Source organism: Blautia sp. MSJ-19 (assembly GCF_018918125.1).
Lineage (GTDB): Bacteria > Bacillota > Clostridia > Lachnospirales > Lachnospiraceae > Blautia_A.
In genome coordinates, this window is record NZ_JAHLQA010000035.1 from 23203 (window position 1) to 43253 (window position 20051).

21 protein-coding genes are annotated in these 20051 nt (G+C 39.2%); 7 read left to right on the forward strand and 14 right to left on the reverse strand.

What is annotated here, in order from left to right; translation table 11 throughout:
• Positions 1 to 24: 24 nt before the first annotated feature.
• Positions 25 to 1230 carry an ATP-binding protein gene (locus KQI91_RS12330; RefSeq protein WP_216393082.1) on the reverse strand — a complete coding sequence of 402 codons (1206 nt, stop codon included), beginning with the start codon at positions 1228 to 1230 and terminating at the stop codon, positions 25 to 27.
• 328 nt (positions 1231 to 1558) lie between these two features.
• Between KQI91_RS12330 and KQI91_RS12340 the strand changes: the two genes are divergently transcribed.
• Positions 1559 to 1975: a LysR family transcriptional regulator substrate-binding protein gene (locus KQI91_RS12340; RefSeq protein ID WP_216393083.1), complete on the forward strand. Its 417-nt coding sequence runs from the start codon at positions 1559 to 1561 to the stop codon at positions 1973 to 1975.
• Positions 1976 to 2134: 159 nt separating this feature from the next.
• On the opposite strand, the gene KQI91_RS12345 is transcribed toward KQI91_RS12340, so the two are convergent.
• Positions 2135 to 3004, reverse strand: a complete 870-nt coding sequence (locus tag KQI91_RS12345; RefSeq protein ID WP_216393084.1) for a LysR family transcriptional regulator — start codon at positions 3002 to 3004, stop codon at positions 2135 to 2137.
• A gap of 112 nt (positions 3005 to 3116) precedes the next feature.
• On the opposite strand from KQI91_RS12345, the gene KQI91_RS12350 reads away from it, so the two are divergent.
• On the forward strand, positions 3117 to 3578 hold the full coding sequence (locus tag KQI91_RS12350) for a GNAT family N-acetyltransferase (RefSeq protein WP_253288578.1): 462 nt from the start codon (positions 3117 to 3119) through the stop codon (positions 3576 to 3578).
• A gap of 28 nt (positions 3579 to 3606) precedes the next feature.
• Positions 3607 to 4389 (forward strand): PhzF family phenazine biosynthesis protein, encoded by a 783-nt coding sequence (locus KQI91_RS12355; RefSeq protein WP_216393085.1) that lies wholly within the window; start codon positions 3607 to 3609, stop codon positions 4387 to 4389.
• Between the two features lie 19 nt (positions 4390 to 4408).
• Here KQI91_RS12355 and KQI91_RS12360 read toward each other — a convergent pair whose 3' ends face one another.
• The 6 genes from KQI91_RS12360 to KQI91_RS12385 all read right to left on the reverse strand — a co-directional run bounded on the left by KQI91_RS12360 (position 4409) and on the right by KQI91_RS12385 (position 8996).
• Complete coding sequence (locus KQI91_RS12360; RefSeq protein ID WP_216393086.1) at positions 4409 to 5761, reverse strand: MATE family efflux transporter; 1353 nt, start codon at positions 5759 to 5761, stop codon at positions 4409 to 4411.
• A gap of 12 nt (positions 5762 to 5773) precedes the next feature.
• Positions 5774 to 6184: a GNAT family N-acetyltransferase gene (locus KQI91_RS12365; protein WP_216393087.1), complete on the reverse strand. Its 411-nt coding sequence runs from the start codon at positions 6182 to 6184 to the stop codon at positions 5774 to 5776.
• Positions 6185 to 6197: 13 nt separating this feature from the next.
• On the reverse strand, positions 6198 to 6581 hold the full coding sequence (locus KQI91_RS12370; protein ID WP_216393088.1) for a winged helix-turn-helix transcriptional regulator: 384 nt from the start codon (positions 6579 to 6581) through the stop codon (positions 6198 to 6200).
• Between the two features lie 91 nt (positions 6582 to 6672).
• A complete protein-coding gene (locus tag KQI91_RS12375) occupies positions 6673 to 7068 on the reverse strand; it encodes a pyridoxamine 5'-phosphate oxidase family protein (RefSeq protein ID WP_216393089.1) in 396 nt (131 codons plus the stop codon).
• 118 nt (positions 7069 to 7186) lie between these two features.
• Positions 7187 to 8782: an AAA family ATPase gene (locus tag KQI91_RS12380; RefSeq protein WP_216393090.1), complete on the reverse strand. Its 1596-nt coding sequence runs from the start codon at positions 8780 to 8782 to the stop codon at positions 7187 to 7189.
• A 4-nt stretch (positions 8783 to 8786) separates the two neighbouring features.
• A complete protein-coding gene (locus tag KQI91_RS12385; protein WP_216393091.1) occupies positions 8787 to 8996 on the reverse strand; it encodes a helix-turn-helix transcriptional regulator in 210 nt (69 codons plus the stop codon).
• A gap of 192 nt (positions 8997 to 9188) precedes the next feature.
• Between KQI91_RS12385 and KQI91_RS12390 the strand changes: the two genes are divergently transcribed.
• Both KQI91_RS12390 and KQI91_RS12395 read left to right on the forward strand, forming a co-directional pair.
• The gene (locus KQI91_RS12390) at positions 9189 to 9632 is read left to right on the forward strand and encodes a MarR family winged helix-turn-helix transcriptional regulator (protein WP_216393092.1); all 444 of its coding nucleotides are present in this window, start codon (positions 9189 to 9191) and stop codon (positions 9630 to 9632) included.
• Complete coding sequence (locus tag KQI91_RS12395; protein ID WP_216393093.1) at positions 9629 to 10288, forward strand: YczE/YyaS/YitT family protein; 660 nt, start codon at positions 9629 to 9631, stop codon at positions 10286 to 10288. Before KQI91_RS12390 ends, KQI91_RS12395 begins: the two co-directional genes overlap by 4 nt.
• 88 nt (positions 10289 to 10376) lie before the next feature.
• Here KQI91_RS12395 and KQI91_RS12400 read toward each other — a convergent pair whose 3' ends face one another.
• Complete coding sequence (locus KQI91_RS12400; protein WP_216393094.1) at positions 10377 to 10964, reverse strand: cytidylate kinase-like family protein; 588 nt, start codon at positions 10962 to 10964, stop codon at positions 10377 to 10379.
• 12 nt (positions 10965 to 10976) lie between these two features.
• Positions 10977 to 12344 carry an MATE family efflux transporter gene (locus KQI91_RS12405; protein ID WP_216393095.1) on the reverse strand — a complete coding sequence of 456 codons (1368 nt, stop codon included), beginning with the start codon at positions 12342 to 12344 and terminating at the stop codon, positions 10977 to 10979.
• Positions 12345 to 12718: 374 nt separating this feature from the next.
• Here KQI91_RS12405 and KQI91_RS12410 point away from each other — a divergent pair, with 374 nt between their 5' ends.
• Complete coding sequence (locus KQI91_RS12410) at positions 12719 to 14056, forward strand: MATE family efflux transporter (protein ID WP_216393096.1); 1338 nt, start codon at positions 12719 to 12721, stop codon at positions 14054 to 14056.
• A gap of 52 nt (positions 14057 to 14108) precedes the next feature.
• Here the strand turns inward: KQI91_RS12410 and KQI91_RS12415 are convergent, their stop codons facing one another.
• The 3 genes from KQI91_RS12415 to KQI91_RS12425 form a co-directional block, all read right to left on the reverse strand.
• Positions 14109 to 15518 carry a DHA2 family efflux MFS transporter permease subunit gene (locus KQI91_RS12415; protein ID WP_216393097.1) on the reverse strand — a complete coding sequence of 470 codons (1410 nt, stop codon included), beginning with the start codon at positions 15516 to 15518 and terminating at the stop codon, positions 14109 to 14111.
• A 194-nt stretch (positions 15519 to 15712) separates the two neighbouring features.
• The gene (locus KQI91_RS12420; protein WP_216393098.1) at positions 15713 to 16231 is read right to left on the reverse strand and encodes a CarD family transcriptional regulator; all 519 of its coding nucleotides are present in this window, start codon (positions 16229 to 16231) and stop codon (positions 15713 to 15715) included.
• A 149-nt stretch (positions 16232 to 16380) separates the two neighbouring features.
• Positions 16381 to 17391, reverse strand: a complete 1011-nt coding sequence (locus KQI91_RS12425; protein WP_216393099.1) for a helix-turn-helix transcriptional regulator — start codon at positions 17389 to 17391, stop codon at positions 16381 to 16383.
• Positions 17392 to 17554: 163 nt separating this feature from the next.
• Between KQI91_RS12425 and KQI91_RS12430 the strand changes: the two genes are divergently transcribed.
• Positions 17555 to 19444: an FMN-binding protein gene (locus KQI91_RS12430; protein WP_216393100.1), complete on the forward strand. Its 1890-nt coding sequence runs from the start codon at positions 17555 to 17557 to the stop codon at positions 19442 to 19444.
• Positions 19445 to 19501: 57 nt separating this feature from the next.
• Here KQI91_RS12430 and KQI91_RS12435 read toward each other — a convergent pair whose 3' ends face one another.
• Complete coding sequence (locus KQI91_RS12435) at positions 19502 to 20044, reverse strand: bifunctional transcriptional activator/DNA repair enzyme AdaA (RefSeq protein ID WP_216393101.1); 543 nt, start codon at positions 20042 to 20044, stop codon at positions 19502 to 19504.
• Positions 20045 to 20051 lie beyond the last annotated feature (7 nt).

Sequence of the window (20051 nt, forward strand, 5' to 3'; positions counted from 1 at the left end):
ACATCCTCCATAAGAATTACATTCTTAATCTACAATCCCCAGTAACCAGTCTCTGGCATTAATACGTCGAATGCCCTCATATTGTTCCTCAGGTTCTTCATCCATTGTTAAAATAATCTTCGGATAATGATCTCGTATCGCCTGCAATGGTCTTAATTCTCTCAGAAGTGTATTTTCATCCCGTACAGTCAATGCTACCTGAAAATATATTGTTCCTTTTTTATTCTGTGCCACAAAATCTACTTCATATGAATCTATTTTTCCAACATACACATCATATCCTCTACGTAGCAATTCCAAATAAACTATATTTTCCAGAATATGTCCTGCGTCTGCCTGTCTTGATCCTAAAAGCATATACCTCATTCCGACATCAACTACATAATATTTTTCAAGAGTTTTTAAATATTGTTTTCCCTTTATATTATAACGTTTCGCCTGATATATAATGTAGCTCTCGCTAAAAGCCTCTAAATATTTTTCTACTGTTTTTGTATCAATTTTTCGTCCTTCTGAAGTCATTGTATCTGCAATTTTTTTTGATGACAATGGATTTCCTATATTATCAAATACAAATCTTAAGACACTTTTAAGCATCATAGTATCTGTGATTTTTTTTCTGTTTACAATATCTTTTACAACAATCGTATTGTAAATCCCTTCCAGATAATCTCTGATCTCATCCGGCTGATTTTTTAATTCCAATGTAAATGGAAATGAACTATTCTGCAAATACTCCGCATATTTAATTCCTCTGTCATTCATACTGCCAGTACTCTCCATATACTCAAGAAAAGACAATGGCAACATTTCAATCTGAACATATCTTCCTGAAATCATAGTAGCAATTTCACTGGACAACATATATGCGTTGGAACCGGTGACATAAATATCTACATTCTTTTTAATATAAAGGCTGTCTAATACTTTCGGAAAATCTATTACATTTTGAATCTCGTCGAGAAAAATATAGGTCATTTTTCCATCAAGCAGACGTTCCTTTAAATATTTATATAATTTCCTGTAATCTGTCAGTTCTTCATAATCAAGATCTTCAAAATTAACAGAAATAATCTGAGCATCCTCGATTCCATTCTCTTTTAAATAATTACGATAAATTTCCAGAAGCATAGATTTCCCGCAACGTCGTACACCTGTAACAATTTTAATCAATTGCTTATCTTTCCAGGCTATCAATTTTTCTAGATATTCTTTTCTTTCTATAACCATAACAATGCTCCTTTCTATCCTTTTATTAATTATATTCCAATAACATCAAAAAAATCAATAGTTTTGGGATTATAGTCCAAAAACTATTGATTTTTACTATTTTATTGGAATCTATTCTATTTTAAGTTTTCCCAGGCTTATAAAATTTATACACAATATAATGATACTACAAATTATTTCATTATCTCGTTATTCACGGTACTATTTTATGTATTTTTTATTTTATAGTACCGTAAATCCCCCAATTATTCATTTTCAGGTTTCAGTGGTCCATAATAGTATGATGCTGTTGCGCCGCCATCCATCAGGAAGGTGGATCCTGTAATAAATGCGCCCTTATCGCTCATCAGAAGTTCTGCTACATCTGAAACAGCTCATCTGCGAAACAAAAAGAATTACAGATAACGATCACGCCACTTTACGAATCGGATACTACAAAGGCTACCATGGAAATGAACTTTCCGAAGCGATTGCCCTGTTTTCCGAAAAATACCCTACTGTAAATGTGGAAATCATAGTTGGAAGTCATGAAGAATTGTATCACGCCATGGAAAACGGCTCTGTTGACCTTGCAGTTAACGATCAGAGGCGGGCTTTTTCTGATGCTTATCATAATGAAGTTCTCACAGAAAGTAAGATTTATATTGAACTTTCTGCAAAAAATCCACTCAGCAAATTGAGCACCCTGGAAGTGGAAGACTTACTGCGCTTTCTGGAAAAAAGACAATTCCGGGTATTACATTGAAGAATTCGCCCAGATTCTTAAATCTTGCTTTTAACATATCCAAAAACAGACACAGATGAATCTGGATATAATCCAGATTCATCTGTGTCTGTCTGGGACAATTCAACCTTTTTATTCTGCAAATACAGATTTATAATACTGAAAATCATAAATTATTTTTCACAGAAACTGAGCACTCTGCTTCTTAATACAATCTATAAACTTTCTTGCCGCAACAGGCAGGAGAGTCTTGTCTTTGTATCCAATAGAAAGCGTACGATACACCGGTGGATCAGTATGCCGGACAGCAATTTTGTAATTTGTTCTGTGTAAAATCAGCTCTGCCAGCATACTGATCCCCAGACCGGCTTCCACCATTGCCATAATCGAATAGTCATCATGTATCGTAAATTTAATATCCGGTCTGAGTCCGGCTTTCCGAAACGCCTCCAACGGCTCTGAATAATTTCCTTCTTCCAGCAAAATAAATGGTTCTTCTGCTAATTGATCCAATGTCAGAATCTTTTCTTTTGCCAGTTGATGATTTTCCGGCAGGACAGCCACCATTTCACCTCTCTTGATTTCTTCCGTCTGTATGTCTTTCGATGCCACCGGATTTATAAATCCAAAATCGACTGTCCCATTCTTGATCCATTCCTGAATGGAACTATAATCCCCCTGATGAATCACAAACTCCACCTTTGGATATTCTTTCTGAAATTCTTTTATTACTCCGGGAAGCCAGTGAGCTGAAACACTTGACACGGTTCCCATCCGTATAGTCCCTGTTTCCAGACCTTTTATTTCATTACTTTTTTCTATTACAGACTGATATGCAGCAATAAGCTGCTCTATTTTAGGATAAAGCTTTTTTCCCTCCAGTGTCAGAGTGACACCATAACGGGAGCGATGAATCAGACGTACACCAAGTTCTTTTTCCAGTGAAGCTATCATCTGACTGGCTGCTGACTGAGAATATCCCATTTCTTCTGCTGCTTTGGAGAAACTTCCAAGAGATATGATTTTCTGCAACGCAATATATCTGTTCAATTTTATTCTCCTTATATGATTATAAGAAATATTTGTTTTACTTATTATAAAAAGGACACTATAATACAGTCAAGAGCTCTTAATAAAATCACACAGGAGAGTCTTACTTTTTATGAAAATAATTCCATATGAATCTAAATATCGGGAAGATTTTATCCGGCTGAATACAGAATGGCTGGAACGTTTTTACTGGATTGAAGATTTCGATCAGAATGCAATGGATCACGTAGATGAACTGATCCAGAAAGGAGCAATGGCTTATTTTGCTGTCGAAAACGGTGAGGTATTGGCTACCTGCATGACCGTGCCTCTGGAAAATGACACCTGGGAAATGTGCAAACTGGCAGCACGGAATCAATATACCGGAACAGGTGCAGGAAATTCTGTATTCTGTGCCTGCATGAGCTACGCAGTCTCACATGGGGCCAAACGTCTTGTTCTGATCTCCTGCACCGGACTCAAAGCCGCCATTCACCTGTACAGGAAAAATGGTTTTCATGAAGTACCATACCGAAAAGACTACTGGAAATCAGAAAAAGCAGATATTGAAATGGAAAAAATAATTACCTCATAAGCTTTTTGTAGAAGAAGGGAGAAACCAAATGAAACAATATATCGTAGACGCATTCACAGACAAACCATTCGCGGGAAATCCTGCTGCCGTCTGTGTCATGGAGAGCTGGCCATCAGAAGAGGCCATGATGAAACTGGCAATGGAAAATAATCTTTCCGAAACTGCCTTTATTGTAAAAGAAGAACAGGGATACCATCTTCGCTGGTTCACACCGGGTACGGAAGTAGAGCTTTGCGGACATGCTACGCTGGCATCTTCTTACGTCATATTGAATTATTATGAACCGGACAGCGATGAAGTAACTTTTAATACATTGAGCGGTAAACTTACGATTCACCGAAAAGGAAATCTTTATGAAATGGATTTCCCGACTTACGAACTGCAGGAAATCCCTGTTACAGATGCGATGGAAAAAGCATTTGGCGTTCGTCCGATAAAAGCCGTGCTTGGTCTGGATCTCGTCTGTGTATTTGAATCCGAAGAGATTGTAAGAAACATGAATCCAGATCAGGAACTTCTGAAAGGAATCGAAGGAAGAATCCAGAATGCCACTGCCAGGGGTAAGGAAACCGACTGTGTCTCACGCAGTTTCTGTCCGAAACTCAGCATCCCGGAAGATCCGGTATGCGGCTCCGCCCACTGCCAGATCGCAGCATACTGGTCCGAAGAATTAAACAAAAAAGAAATCTACGCCTATCAGGCATCCCGCCGTGGCGGCTACCTGCACTGCACACTCCAGGAACAGAACAGGATCACGATCAGCGGCGAAGCCACACTGGTCGCAATATCAGAAATAGTGGCATCGTTATGATGCCACTGAAACTATTGTCTCATTTTAATTTCCGATAATAACAGAAAAACATCGGTGCTGTAGTACAAACTGCAATTGTATCTGCAATCGGTTCAGCCAGATAAACTCCCATTACCGAACCGGACAAAATCCGTGGAAGAATAAAGATCAAAGGTATAAGCAAAATAATTTTACGCCATATGGTAAGAAAAATTGCTTTCTTTGCCTGATCCAGTGCTACAAAGCTATACTGACATGCGACCTGTACTCCATATATGAAAAGCATTGCCAGATACACCCGCAGACTCTTTTCCGTATAAGCAATCAAATCCACATCATCTGTAAAAACACCTGCAACAACCGCTGGTGCTGTCATGCACACAAGCCAAATCAAGAATGATCCACCGACACAGCATACAAGTAATAATCGAAATGTTTTCTTTACCCGGTGGATATTTTTTGCACCAAGATTGTAACTCAGCAATGGCTGCGCTCCCTGCACCAGTCCCGGCAAAAGCAGCATGACAAACTGCATAATGCTGTTCAGAATACTCATGGAAGCTACTGCCATATCACCGCCATATTTTTGCAAAGATGTGTTAAAGCTGATCGCAACCATATTTTCTGTCAGCTGCATCAATGCCGGTGATGTGCCAAGCAGAACACAAGGCAGCAAAAGCTTTTTGTCAAAACGGATGTTTTTTAAGCGAAGTTTCAATTTGCTTTCAGGTTTCATAAGGTAATGGACAACAAAACAGGTTGACACGCCCTGTGAAATAACGGTTGCCAATGCTGCTCCTTTTACTCCTATACCCAATCCATTAATAAATATCGCATCCAGTATAATATTCGTCACCGCGCCAGCAGCAACATTGCACATGCTGATCAGTGTTTTTCCCTGTGCAGTAATAAACGCATTCAAGCCTAATGTAAGCTGAGTAAACAATGTTCCCAGACAGTAAATATTCATGTAATCTGTTGCATAGGTAATTGTATCATCACTTGCACCAAACAGCTGCAAAATCGTTTTTCCGAAAATCAACATGATTCCTGTTAATGCCACAGATAGGATGATCAGCATCCAGGTACAGCATCCCATGACTTTTTCTGCCTGCTCATTGTTACCTTTTCCCATAAAAATAGATGCTTTTGGTGCACCACCCATACTTACAAGTGCAGCAAAAGCCGAAACAGCCAGAATCACAGGTGCTGTTACGCCAACGCCTGCCAGAGCCTGTTTCCCAACTCCTGGAATATGCCCGATAAACATTTTATCTACCAGATTATATAAAATGTTGATCAGCTGTGCCGCTACTGCCGGAAGTGCAAGTCTCAGGAAAGCCTTTGGTACAGACATCTCAGCCAACAGATCATTCTCTTTTTTCTCTTCCATATTCGAACTCCACTATCGCATATCGCCATAATTACAGATCTGGATTGCCGCACCATTTTCCATAACCGCAAATCCATGTTTTTGATAAAACGGTACATTCTTTTTTTCTGCCGGCATTGCTTCCAGATATAAAAAATTTTTATATTTTTCCTTTATATGCTCCAGCATTTTCCCGGCAATTCCCTTTCCCTGATAATCCGGATGTACAAGAACATAATGGATCTGTGCCAGCATCTCCGTATCATCCAGCACTCTTATGAGTCCAACCAGTTTCGCATCATCCCACGCAGTAAGTACCGTTGATGAATTCATAAGAGCTTTATACAAACGCTCCGGGTATTTTCCGGAAATCCAGTTAACAGATAAAAACAACTCCTGCACCTGTTCCTGTGTAAAAATCTTTTCTTCTGTATATTTAAGCATAATCTGTTTCTCCTTATCTGTGATGATCACATTTCTGGCACTGTACCATTTCGTTTGTGACATCTTCTTTGTAAAAAATATCTGACCACTGGCATATACTCTGTAAAATAGGGACAACGGAATTTCCCTTCTGTGTCAGTGAATACTCGACACGAGGTGGAATTTCATCATAAGATTTCCTTTCTATGATTCCATCTTCGATCAGGTCTTTTAACGTTGCTGCCAGCACAGCGTCCGTGATATTGTACATTTCTCTGCGGAGTTCACTATAACGCAATCTTTCATTGGCAGCCAACACACATATAATGCGTGATTTCCATTTTCCACCAAAGATTGCCAGTCCATATTCCAGCGGACATCGTATATCATCCTCTAATTTTTTCTTATATTTCGCCATAAAAAATCACCTTCAAGCTATTCATGGTTTTATTATAGCCCGAAGGTGGTTTCTTTTGAAGTTACTATGAAATTTATTAGTGGGCCGAATTTTAAATCTCTTTCTTATTCTCAGCACCTGGTGTTGTAACAATCACTTTCGCAGGTGTAATAACAAGTGCTCCCTTTGCGGTTGCCGCTCCATTGAACATCTTCTCCACCATAGCTTTAAATGTATCTACAATTGCTCCTTCTGTTACATGTTCAGCAGTTCCTTTAATCTGATATCCCTCAAGGCTCTGTGCATCGTATGCAGAAATGGCAATCTTTCCACCGTTTGCTTTGATATTGTTTAAGGTTGTTTCAAAGAAAACATCTCCTACAACCAGTTTTCCATCGTCAGTGACATCTTTAAAAGCTACCGGCACTACATTTGGTTCCCCATTCGCACATGTAGCAAGATCCCACATACCATTCTTTAATACTTTGATCACAGATTCATTTAACATTGCATATCCCTCCAGATTTCTTTCTATAATAATTACCTGATGTATTCATGTTAGCGAATCTGCTTTTGATTTGGAAGATATTAGCAAATTTATAAGTTGCTATTAAATTTCATAGTATTTAACTCATATTCCACTTTTCGATAATGCAGCTATGCTGTTTTGTTTTCTTATCATAATCAATTCCTGCCAGAAGCAGATTTCCATGATAATCTTTTAGTGCCTCTACATATTGCTTGTCCTTAATCTGCTGAATTGCACCTTCTGCACTTTTGTTCCATTTCAATTCGATCACAACAGCTGGTTTATCCATATGGATCTTTCTGGGTATGAAACAGATATCTGCAAATCCCTTACCACCCGGCAATTCTCTGATTACTGTATAATATTCTCTTGCAAAATAGAATGCCAGGTTAATTGTACAGCTCAATGAATTTTCATCATTATATGTTAATATCGAAACCTCTTTATGTGCCTGTTCGATTCCCTTTGCTACTTTTTCGGAATCCATTTGCCACAGTGCTTCCAGTAATTCTCTGGATGCCTGTACGGAACGAATCACTTCCGTCCAGTCCATCGTGCTGATTGCATTCACATATTCCTGGGATACTTCCCTGTTCGGGATTTCTACAGTTTCTTTTTCATTATCATAAGTCAGATATCCCAGGTGAACCAGTAATGTCAGCACATCATCTTTTGTCGCAAAAGTTGTCATATCGTTACTGAATGTTCCTGTATTGATTCTTATATTACTTCCCGCCAGCATCTGAACAATTGCATCTTTTAACCCATCCATATTCATTTGAATGTATACTTTCAGAGCTTCGTAAGTCTCTGTCTGATTCCAGTATGTTCCGAACTTTCTCTTCTGCATTGCTTCTACTACAGATTTGGGACTATACATGGAATAAACTTTTCTAGTCCCACCTTCATGCGAAATCAGATGATAGCCATTATACCATGCTCTCGCCTCTTCAAAGTTCATTTCGTATTTTTCACATAATTTCTGAACTTCTGTCTCTGTAAACCCAAAATATTCTGCAAGATTTCCCGGGTCTGTCATTGAATACTCTGTGAACATATTAAGAGCTGAATGTGAGCCATATTTTTTTATTGGAAGAATCCCTGTCATATAGGCCAATGCAACATACTCTTTGTCTTTAAGCCAGAATCTAAGAAAATCAAGATATTTTTTCTGTGCCTCCTGATCCTGCTGATATTCACGAAACAGGCAGTCCCACTCATCAATCAAAATCACAAATGGATGCTTCGTGTAACTATAGACGTCCTTCATAACCTGAACCAGATTTTTTTCATCACGAAATCGAACTTGCCCATATTGCTCTTTCAGATCAAAAATCAGATATTCATTCAGCATTTTCAACATATGCTCAATATTATTTGTTGCACTGAGAAATTCCTGCATATTGATTTTCAGAACATCATATTGATTCAAATGTTTTTCATAATCTTTGGTACTTTTGATTTTCAGATTCTGAAACAATTCTTTTGTATTAACACTTCTGTCGTAGTAAGCAGCCAGCATATCCACACCCATAGATTTTCCAAATCTTCTTGGTCTGCTTACACACATATATCTCTGAAGCGTCCGCACGCAGTGGTTTGTTTTTTCTATCAAGCCGCTCTTATCAACAAAGATCTGTGATCTCAATGCCATCTCAAAAAGACCGCTTCCAGGGTTCAAATAACTACCCATTCTTTCACTCCTCCCTCTCTCCCGGTACAGCTTCTTTTCCGAACATTGCCAGTGCCTGGTTTACTTTGTCCAAACGCACAGTCTCTTTTCCCTGCTCCAGTTCTCTTATAAATCTGAGTCCCAGACCAGAACGCATCGCAAACTCTTCCTGAGTCAGACCCGCCTTTTTTCTTTCCTCTTTTATATAATTTCCAATTCTACTCATATTAATCATAATAATCCCGTTCGGGTATAATTTCAAGTCCTGGTAGCAAAAATAGTCCCGAGCGGGTATAATTCAGCATATTTCTTACAAACTACCCCCGTTCGGGTATAATTTATTTCGCCCTGCATTTGACAATCCTTTTCCCACGGTGTATATTTATTTAGGTTTCTAATAATTAGATTTCTAACAAAGGAGAATGTCATGCAGGAAACGCTTCACTATCTTTTGATGTCAGATCATCAGATGATCCAAAAGGCTCTTGTATCGAGTGTTAAGGACACCGGCTTAACCCCGGGGCAGCCCAAAGTACTTGATTATCTGCTCCATCATAACGGAGCTATACAGAAAGAGATCGCTATATTCTGTCATATCGAACCGGCATCTTTAACCGCCATTTTAAATGGCATGGAAAACAAAGGCTATATCGAACGAAAAACCAGCGAAAACAATCGCCGATCGCTTCATGTATACCTCACAGAAACAGGAAAAAAATATGCCGACCGGCTCAACCTTGAATTTAACCAGATTGAATCTGAGGCATTAAACGGATTCAGTGAGACAGAAGCACAACAGTTACACGAGCTACTCAGCCGTGTATACAAAAATATGGTAAACTTTCAGAAGAAAGAAGGCACAGATAAATGAAAAATTTAAAAGTAAGACTTCCTATGTATTTTATCGGACTGTTTATGACGACGATCGGCATTGCACTTTCCGTAAAATCCAATCTCGGCGTATCTCCCGTCAGTTCTATTCCTTATACAATAACCTGCGTCTGGGGGCTTGAAATGGGAAAAGCCACGATTCTTTTCCATGTGATACTTGTACTGATCCAGATTCTGCTTTTGCGTAAAAATTTCAAACTCGTTCAGTTATTGCAGGTTCCGGTAGGTATTGTATTCGGTTATTTCACAACTTTCTGTAACTATATGGTATCTTTTCTCCCGACACCAGACAACTGGGGCATTCGTATTTTCCTGGCACTTGCCAGTGCTGCATTTATCGCCTTTGGTATCTTTTTATATTTACCGACCAATCTGATCCCGCTTGCCGGAGAGGGATGTATGCAGGCAGTTTCCACTGTCACACATGTTGAATTTTCCAGAGTCAAAATTGCATTTGACTGTACAATGGTTCTCGTGTCAGCCATTACCTGCCTTACTGTTTTACACAGTCTTGGAAGCGTAGGTATCGGTACCATCATCGCCGCAGTTCTGGTTGGCACATTGGTCGGCATCATCACCCGGACATTCGGAAAGCATCGCGATCGACTCCTTGGAGCAGTCCAGCTTTCCATGTAAAAAATCTCTCTATTCTATCTGTCGGACAAAAATGACCTTTACATAAGTCTGTATCCAGGCTTACGCAAAGGTCACTTTAAAAGATATCTTATTCTGCACACTCCATAATTATTTTCTCACACTTATCATATCCAAGCTGTGAACTGTTCAGGCACAGCGTATAATTACTGGCTTTTCCCCATTTCTGATCCGCATAAAAATTGTAATTTGTCATACGTCTTTTATCTGTATCTGCCATCATTTTTACAGCTTCCTTTTCACTGACATTATATAATCGACAGATTCTCTCTGTTTTCTCAGGCATATTTCCGTGAATAAAAATATTCAGCACATCCTCCCTGTCTTTCAGAATGAAATCTGCATTTCTGCCAATAATCACACATGATTCTTTCTCTGCCAGTTCCAAAATAACCTTTCTCTGCGCCTCATACACCATATCTTCTACAGATTTTCCGGTAATATCACGCCCGGCAAGTGCATATGCAAAAAGGCCTTTTTTCGGAGACAGCTCTGCGCTTTCCTGAATATAATCCGGTGACAGACCGGACTCTTCTGCAATATGACTGATAATGTTTTTATCATAATAGGCAATTCCCAGCTTCTTTGCTACTTCTTCCCCAATAAAACGTCCACCACTTCCGAATTCTCTGCTGATCGTAATGATTCTTTTTGCCATCTCTCTTCCTCCTTACTTCAAAACACTTACTTTATTTTTTCGGATTCTCTTTAAGAATACATATCCTACCAGACATGAAATTGCTTCTGTGATCGGGAACGCCCACCAGATCAATGCAACTCCCATCTGACCGTTTCTGACAAATATGGAAAAAATTCCTGCCAGCGGTAAAATAAGTACAAGCTGTCTCAAAAGAGAAATAACCAGTGATTCTATGCCACCGTCCAGTGCCTGATAGATTCCCTGATAAGCAACATTGATTCCCGCAAACAGAAAGCTGATGGAAATCACTCTCATCGCACTAATAAAATATTCCCTTGATTGTCCTGCATTAAACAGGGTTGCAAACGAAGCCGGAAAGATTTCTGTGATCGCAATACCCAGGATCATCAATGCGATCGTATAAATAAGTCCATATTTGATTCCATCCTGAATTCTTTGTTTACTTCGCATTCCATAAGCGAATGCAATGATCGGAGTGATCGCATCTCGCAATCCAAAAGCAAGGAACAGAACAAACTGCTGCACCTTATAAAACAGGCCATAGGCTGTCTGCGCAGACGGATTAAACTTCAAAATCAAGTTCATCACATAAACCATAATGGACATCAACGCCTGCGCAATGATGGCTGGAAGTCCGATTGCATAGATTTCTTTTATAATGCCAGCATCCGGTTTCATATATTTCGCACCATGCTCGAATTCTTTATTCAGTTTCATGTGGAAAATGAACAGTAAAACTGCAGATGCCACCTGACCGATTACTGTTGCATATGCCGCACCTTTTACCCCCATTTCCGGAACCGGTCCAATGCCATAGATCATGATTGGGTCAAGAATGATATTCACAACAGCTCCGACCACCTGTCCGATTGTGGAATATAAAGAACGTCCTGTTGCCTGTAATAATTTCTCAAATAAGGAAAAGAAGATGATTCCAAAAGAAATCACACAGCATATCCTCAGATAACTGACACCCATCTCAAGTACTTCTGCATCTACCGTCTGTGATGAAATGTATGCTTTCACTCCAAAGATGCCAAACAGTAAACAGACCACATAAATGATCCCTCCCAGGAACAAACTGTTTCCTGCTACCTTCGCCGCTTTCTTACTGTTTCCCTGTCCCAGTGTCCTTGCAAGAAGTGCATTGGTTCCTACGCCAGTTCCAATTCCTACTGCAACCATAAGCATCTGAACCGGAAATACCAGTGTCAGTGCATTCAATGCCGCTTCACTGCCCACTCTCATATTTCCTACAAATGCACTGTCTACAATATTATAGACTGCCTGCAGTGCCATAGATAAGATCATCGGGATTCCCATCTGGATCATCAGCTTATTCACTGGCATATCTTTCATCTTGTTACTCTCTGCCATTTTGTTTTCATTCCTCCCTTTTCTACACAAAAAAATGCAGCTCTGTCATATAAGCTGGACTTACGCTGGCAGGCTACACACTTTTTTATGGCAAATATAAAATTGTAAAATAGAAAAACGAGCAGCAGGTAAACTGGATTTACGCTTACTTGCTACTCGTTTGCAATCATTATATTTCCTGTTTTTCAAAAAGTCAAGGTTCAAAAAGTCAAACAAAATTTTTCTTGCATTTTCTCTTCTTTTTCGTTTATAATATGCCAGAAGAAAATAAAAATCGTAACAAAAGCCGGCTTGTAAAAGCGTGAAATCATGAGGATTTGCTTGTCCTTACAGATTTCACGCTTATTTTTTTTGCAACGCCATAAGGAGGTCTTATGAATTCCAGAAACAAACTGGCAGAAATGCCAATCCGTCCTTTACTGTACACGATGGCAGTTCCCCTGATGCTGTCTTTACTTGTACAGTCACTCTATAACATTGTTGACAGTATCTTTGTAGCCAAACTGTCTGAAACGGCCCTGACCGCTGCATCTCTGGTATATTCCATTCAGTTCTTAATGATTGCCGTAGGTGTCGGCACTGCAGTAGGCTTAAATGCCCTGCTTTCCAGAAAAATTGGGGAACATAAAACCGAAGAAGCATGTCAGGCTGCCACAACCGGACTTTTCCTGATGCTCCTTACGTCCCTTATATTCTCTATTGCTGGTATTTTTCTGTCCGATACGATTGCCTCCAAAATGGCTGCAAATCCAGGACTGCAGGCTCTCTGTAAGCAATATCTTTCCATCAATCTTGTATATTGCTGGGGAATCTTTCTGCAAACTTATGGGCAGCGACTGCTGCAGGCTGTTGGAGATACCGTTTTGTCTATGATTTCTCTAATCATAGGTGCGGTTTTGAATATTATTCTTGATCCCATTATGATTTTCGGTCTGCTCGGCTGTCCTGCAATGGGAATCCGTGGTGCAGCAATTGCAACTGTCATTGGACAAATGGTTGGTGCCATCGCTGCTTTATTGTTTAACCGTTTCCGAAATCCGATCATTCATGTACATCTAAAGAACTATCATTTCAAATGGCAGGATGTTGCTGATATTTACCGGGTTGGGCTTCCAACAATTATTATGCAGGCTATCGGGAGCATTATGACATTTGCCGTAAACAGTATTCTCCTGCCTGTTTCTGCAACAGCAGTTGCTTTTTTCGGTGTCTACTATAAATTGCAAAATTTCCTGATGATGCCGATCAATGGTCTTGGACAGGCTGCTATTCCTATTGTCGGATATAATTATGGCGATAAAAAATATCAGCGGGTACAGCATACATGGAAAATTTTACTTCCTACCGGAGCAGTCATTGCCCTATGCGCAACCGTTATATTCTGGTGTTTTCCAGGACAGTTACTGCAATTATTTTCCGCAAGCCAGGAAATGCTGACTCTCGGTATTCCGGCACTGCGAATCATCTCCGTATCCTTTGTTATGGCTGCAATTACAATTCTGTGCGGATATTTTGCCTCCGGACTCGGAAACGGTATCATTAATATGATCAGTGCTGCTATAAGGCAACTTATTTTATTAGTTCCCTGCCTCTTGATTTTCATAAAAATCTCTGGCATTTCACATGGCTGGTATGCATTCTGGATTGCAGAAATCGTTGCCTGCATTTACAGCTATTGCATGTCGCATAAATTACTGAAAACAATTTCATAATCATAAGTGAAAGGGCATGAATTCGACAGTAGATTCACGCCCTTTCATTCACTTAAGCCTGTTTTTCCTTTGTTTCATATGCTTTAAAACCAGTTATCTGAAGTACCAGACATATCACTGCAAGAATAAGTAAAAATATGAAACTATGTGTAGATCCTGCTGCGGTTTTCATTTCATAACTCACTCCACTGTTCTGGTTCTGTGCGGAAGCTACCAGTGCAGCACAGACACTTGTTCCAACCGCACCGGCAAACTGCATCAAGGTATTGAAACTGGTATTTCCATATACCTTTTGTTGAACCGGCAGTCTTAAATTTCCAATTGTCATTGTATTTCCAAAAGCAATTCCACAGCCAATTCCAAAAATAATATAGAAGCCTATGATCATTCCTGCATTTAATTTCATTCCAAATACAGTGAATAACAAAATTCCTAACGTCATCAGGCCTGTACCGGTAAGTATCGGAAGTTTTGCCCCAATCTTATCAAGTGCAGCTCCACTGAATGGTCCCATAATCGCATTCAGTCCTGCACCTGGAAGCAGCATAAATCCGGCTGCCATAGATTCACACAAAAGCGCAACCTGTAAATAATTCGGAAGCAGGAAACTGGTTCCAAGCATGATCGCATTGATCAGGAAAAATGCTACCAAATGACATGTAAAAGGGATATTTTTGAAAATACTGATATCAATCAGCGGATTTTCACATTTGCTACAATGTTTTACAAACAATCCCAGAGCAACAATGCCAATTACAAATGCCCCAATCTCTACAGCCGGATTTTCTCTGAAAGATGCCATATTAGCAAAACCATATACCAAGCCGAAGAAAGTCAGCATGATAAAGATAATCCCCCAGATATCAACCGGAACTTTTTCAGGTTCATGTTTTTCCTCGATCGTACTAATTCCAAGTACCAATGTTAAAATCAATACGGGAATCAAAATTACAAAGATATATCGCCATCCTAAAGTCTGATTTACAATACCTCCATATGTTGGTCCGAGTGCCGGTGCAGCGGCCGATACCAATGCACCATATCCCATATAAGTTCCCACTTTTTCAAATGGAATCTGTTCCAGAATAATGCAAAATGCAATCGGTACTCCAACGCCTGTTCCGACTCCCTGAATCAGTCTTGCCAGCAGCAAAAATCCAAAATTCGGAGAAACTATTGCCACCACTGTTCCTGCCAGAAAGCATAATGTTCCAAAAACAAATAACTGCTTTAATTTAAAACGCTTCTGCAAAAATGCTGATAATGGCGTGATCATTGCCACAACCAGAAGATTCCCTGTTGTAAGCCACTGCACTGTTTTTGTAGATACACCAAACGTATTCATCACAGCCGGAAATGCAATGTTTACCGCAGTTTCCGTGATCAACCCACAAAATGAAACCAGACAGGCTGCAATTACCGCAAGTGTGAGTTTCACTGGTACTTTTACTTTACTGTTCATTCTTTCACCATCCTTGTATTTAATAAAAAGGCACAAAAAAGGAGACATGCACCTTTGTGTCATATCTCCATAAATATCGTTTCCTTTTGCGCGAGGTTTATTTTATCAACTTTTTTTACTCAGCGCAAAAGACATTTTTTACAATATTTTCCTCTATATATATTGGCACTTTTTACTACGTTTCTGGATTTCTCTTACACTTCCTGTCTGCTTTTGTTGATATACTCAATGATTGTTTCACAAACTTCCTCTTTCGGTTTTCCAAGAGCTGCTCCAAGTTCCATGTATAACAGGTTTTCTGCTATCTGAAAATATTTTGCATCTGTTGTTGTACATTTTTTCCCTTGTGCAAGTCTTTTCTTTTTCCGCTGATAAATCATTTTTATGATAGAAACTAATGCTTCCGGATCATTTGATTTTACTGCTGCTTTGTATTTTTGTTCCCGCATTTTTTCATTATCAATCCATGCTGTTGGGATGTCCGGAATCTGTTCAATCAACTTCCATGCTTCTTCTTTTGTCAGACATAATCTTAATATCGCATCTGAGTTTGAAACAGGAACATAAAGTTTTCCCTTTTCATCTTCTATCGATTTCATTAGATAATATAATTTGTTCTCTTTTTTTCCAGTCAGATCCATTGATACGATATCTTCTATTTTACATATACCTGTAACTGGCTTACTGACGAAATCTCCAATCTCATATTTCACAGAAATCCCTCCTCTGATTGATTTTACAAAAATAAGCAGCATACGTGTCGTTTATTCCAGACCAATACGCTGCTTGCTACTATTTTTATTATAAAACTGTTTTGATTTTAATTCAAAAGCGATTTTAACCAAAAATACAATATCTTTTTTTAGACATTATCACATAAATTTCTATTATATTCGGCCCGCAACCTGTATTGCAGCGGCGTCACTCCTTCATATTTTTTGAAAATTTGAATAAAATGACCGGAAGTATGAAAGCCGCAATTTACAGCAATTTCCTCAACCGTCTGGTTTTCATTTCTCAGCAAAAATTTCGCCTGCGTAATCCTCAACTGTATCAGATACTTCTGTGGTGATACTCCTATAAATTTTTTGAAGTAATATCGAAAATACGAGGAACTGAAATGATAGGTCTCTGCCAGTGCACTCATTTCTATATCTTCATTAAAATGATCGTGCAGATATGATACGATCCGCATGATCACCGTCTGACTGTGTGCCCTTTTCTCGGACTCTTTTTGTTGTATTGAATGTAAAAATTTAGTCAACAAAAAATATGTATGACAGGAAAGATCATATCCTGTAAACATATTTTTATCTTTAAAATGCTCCAGAATGAAATACTGTCTTGCCTCATAATCCGGGAACTGCATTTCTGTAAAAACCACTCCATACTTCGCAAAATGCTCATAAATATTCTGAACTGCTTCTCCAGTCAAATCCAGGATTGTAAACTCCCAGTCCTGGCTTATATTTTTAATCTTCCATGCATACCTGCAGTCAATAAAGCACCCCGTTCCTTCCGGCAGTAAGAATTCCTTTTCTTTATAAATAAGTTTTCCTTTTCCCTTTACTGTAAAAATAATGCGATACACCGGATAATTACACCCGGTTATAAAAGAATTATTTTTCATATTTATCAGCATAAATAAATGTGGATATACCAGTTTATAGGCTTCATCAGGAAATTCAACCAGCGGAATCATGTAACTGACGTTACCACGTATGTCGCAGGAAAAATCATCTGCCAGTGATTTTTCTGCTTTCTGATAAATTTCCCTTACAAATGCAATCGAATGCAAAAAAGCAGCACATAATGTTTTCTCCTCCGTATTATGTCGACCTCTTTTTTGTAATGGCAGCTCACTATAATCCATAATCTCCTGTTCTCCTTTTTATAAGCGAAAAGTACTATTTTTTAATCGTTCTGATGACTGTAATTTTAATCCAAAAATATATAATGTATTTGTTAGGTTCTTCCAACCTCAATTAGCTATTTCTAACCATTATAGCATATTTTATCAAGGAGAGGAGATTTTTATGAATTTCAAACAACTTGCATCTATCTTTCTTACATCTGCAGTAATTGCAGGCAACATGCCTCTGACAGCTTTTGCAGATGCTGCTAATGTCGAATTTGAATCTGAAACAGAAACGGCAGATTCTGAAATTACATCTGATGATGTAACTGATTCTTTTGCGTCAAATACGTTTTCATCTTATGATATTTCTGAGGAAACTGATGATTTTTCAAGCGGAGCTACTCTTTTTAGCTCAGATGCCCCCTCTGACCAGACAGATGATACTTACATTTCTACGCAGTCTGGCCTTGTTCAGCGTTTTATGTATTATATTTCTGTAGACTGCAGTATGAAAAACGGAAAAATACTTTCTGCTGCATATTCAAAAGATTCCACAATTGGGGATCAGAATATCGCATACGCTGAAACTGCAATGGAAGGAATTCAGGAACAGATTTCTTCCAGGGGCGGTATTTCAAGCGTACAGGAAATTGATACCGTTTCCGGTGCAACACTCAGTTCCAATGGTATTAAGCAGGCACTGGCTAACGCCTTAGGTGAATCTTTTGACTTAACTGCTGCAAATGGAAGTCTCGTCCAGGGAAAAAATGGCGAACTCGGTATTGACGATTCTGTAAAAAAAGCTGCTAACTTCCTTAATTTTAATAAAGATGCGGATGGCAACATCATTCTCCCAACGCAGGAAGAAGTTGATTCAAAAAGCGAAGCATGGAAAACCCTCTATTCCCTTTATCTTCAGGCTGTAGATATGAGTGCTGCCAAGGCTGCTGACCCGTCTTCTGTAAATGCAACCGAAGAGGGGCTTTTAATTTCCCGAATTGATGAGGCTATTGTAAAGGTAAAAGAAGAAAGTGGAAATAACGGCGGTGGACACAATGGTGGTGAAGAGGGAAAACCAGCCGATACCTCAGCATTGCAGGCACTCATCGATCAGGTAAAAGCTCTGGATTCTTCCTCTTACACTCCAGAAAGCTGGAAAACGGTTCAGGATGAACTCGCTGAAGCCGAACAGCTTCTGACAATGAAAAGATTGAAACAGTCTGCTGTCGATACTATGCAGGCTGATCTTCAGGCCGCTGTTGATGCTCTTGTAAAAACGCAGGTTGAGCAGAGCATATCTGTTAGAAAAACTTCCTATTCTGTAGCTTACGGAACCTCCAGCTTTTCTCTTAATGCAAAGGCTAATACTTCACTTACCTATCAGTCCGATGCACCTTCTGTTGTTACAGTGAATGCAAACGGTATCGTAACAGTTACCGGAATCGGTACTGCAAAAATCACGATTAAAGCCACTGAAACAGCTGCTTATAAAGGTGCTTCCAGAACAGTAAGCATAACAGTCCGTAAAGGAACACAGAAATTTACAGGCGTATCCTCTTCCTATACCAAGGCAATTGGCTCCAAAGCTTTTTCACTGAATGCAAAAGCTCCTGGAAAAATCACTTATAAATCAAGTAATTCTTCCATTGTTTCCGTCAGCCAGACAGGTAAAGTTACCGTAAAAAAAGTAGGTACTGCAAAGATTACTCTTACAGCCGCAGCAACTTCCAAATATAATAAAACTACTAAAACGGTCACGATCAAAGTCACTAAGAAAGTACCTTCTATAAAAGTTAAGACAACTTCTAAGTCTGTTAAAAAAGCCACTGTCAAGAAGAAATCTCAGAGTTTCTCACTGAATGCCTCCGTAAACAGCAAGGGAAAACTTTCTTACCAGAAATTATCCGGCAGCAAACAGTTAACCGTCAACAAAACTACCGGAAAAATCACGGTAAAAAAAGGTACTGCCAAAGGCACTTATAAAGCAGTCGTAAAAGTCAATGTTTCTGCTAAAGGACAGTATGGCGCTTCCTCCAAAACAGTTACCATTACAGTTAAAGTGAAATAAAAAGTAAAAACCCGGAATGCCTGTATTTTTTTACAGACTTTCCGGTTTTTTTCTGCCTTAAGAGGAAACTTCCTTCCGATACTCTGACGGTGTTTTTCCAACATACTTTTTAAAGAAGCGATTAAACGCCGACAGACTTGAAAATCCTGCTTCATATGCCACATCTATTATTTTTTTATCTGTCTGTGTCAGCATTTTTTCTGCTGCATGAAGCCGCAGGGAATCCATATATTCTTTTGGTGTGATTCCATATTCCTGCTTGAAAACGTCTGTCAGCCGTCGTGTTGTCAGCCCTACATTTTCCAGTACCGGCTGACTGTTTTCTTTCACAGCCGCATAAATCCTCTGTTTTACTTCTGTTGCTATCTCACGCATGGGCTGATACTCCAGCAGGTCACTGCGGCAGCGTTTACAGGGACGAAAACCTGCATTTCTTGCTTCTTTCGCCGAGTGAAAATAGCAGATATTTTCTTTTTTGGGAACTTTTGATCTGCAGGAAGGACGGCAGAAAATTCCTGTTGTTTTTACAGCATAAAAGAATATTCCATCATAATCAGCATCTGAATGCTGAACTGCTTCCCACATTTCCTGTTCATTCATTATATTG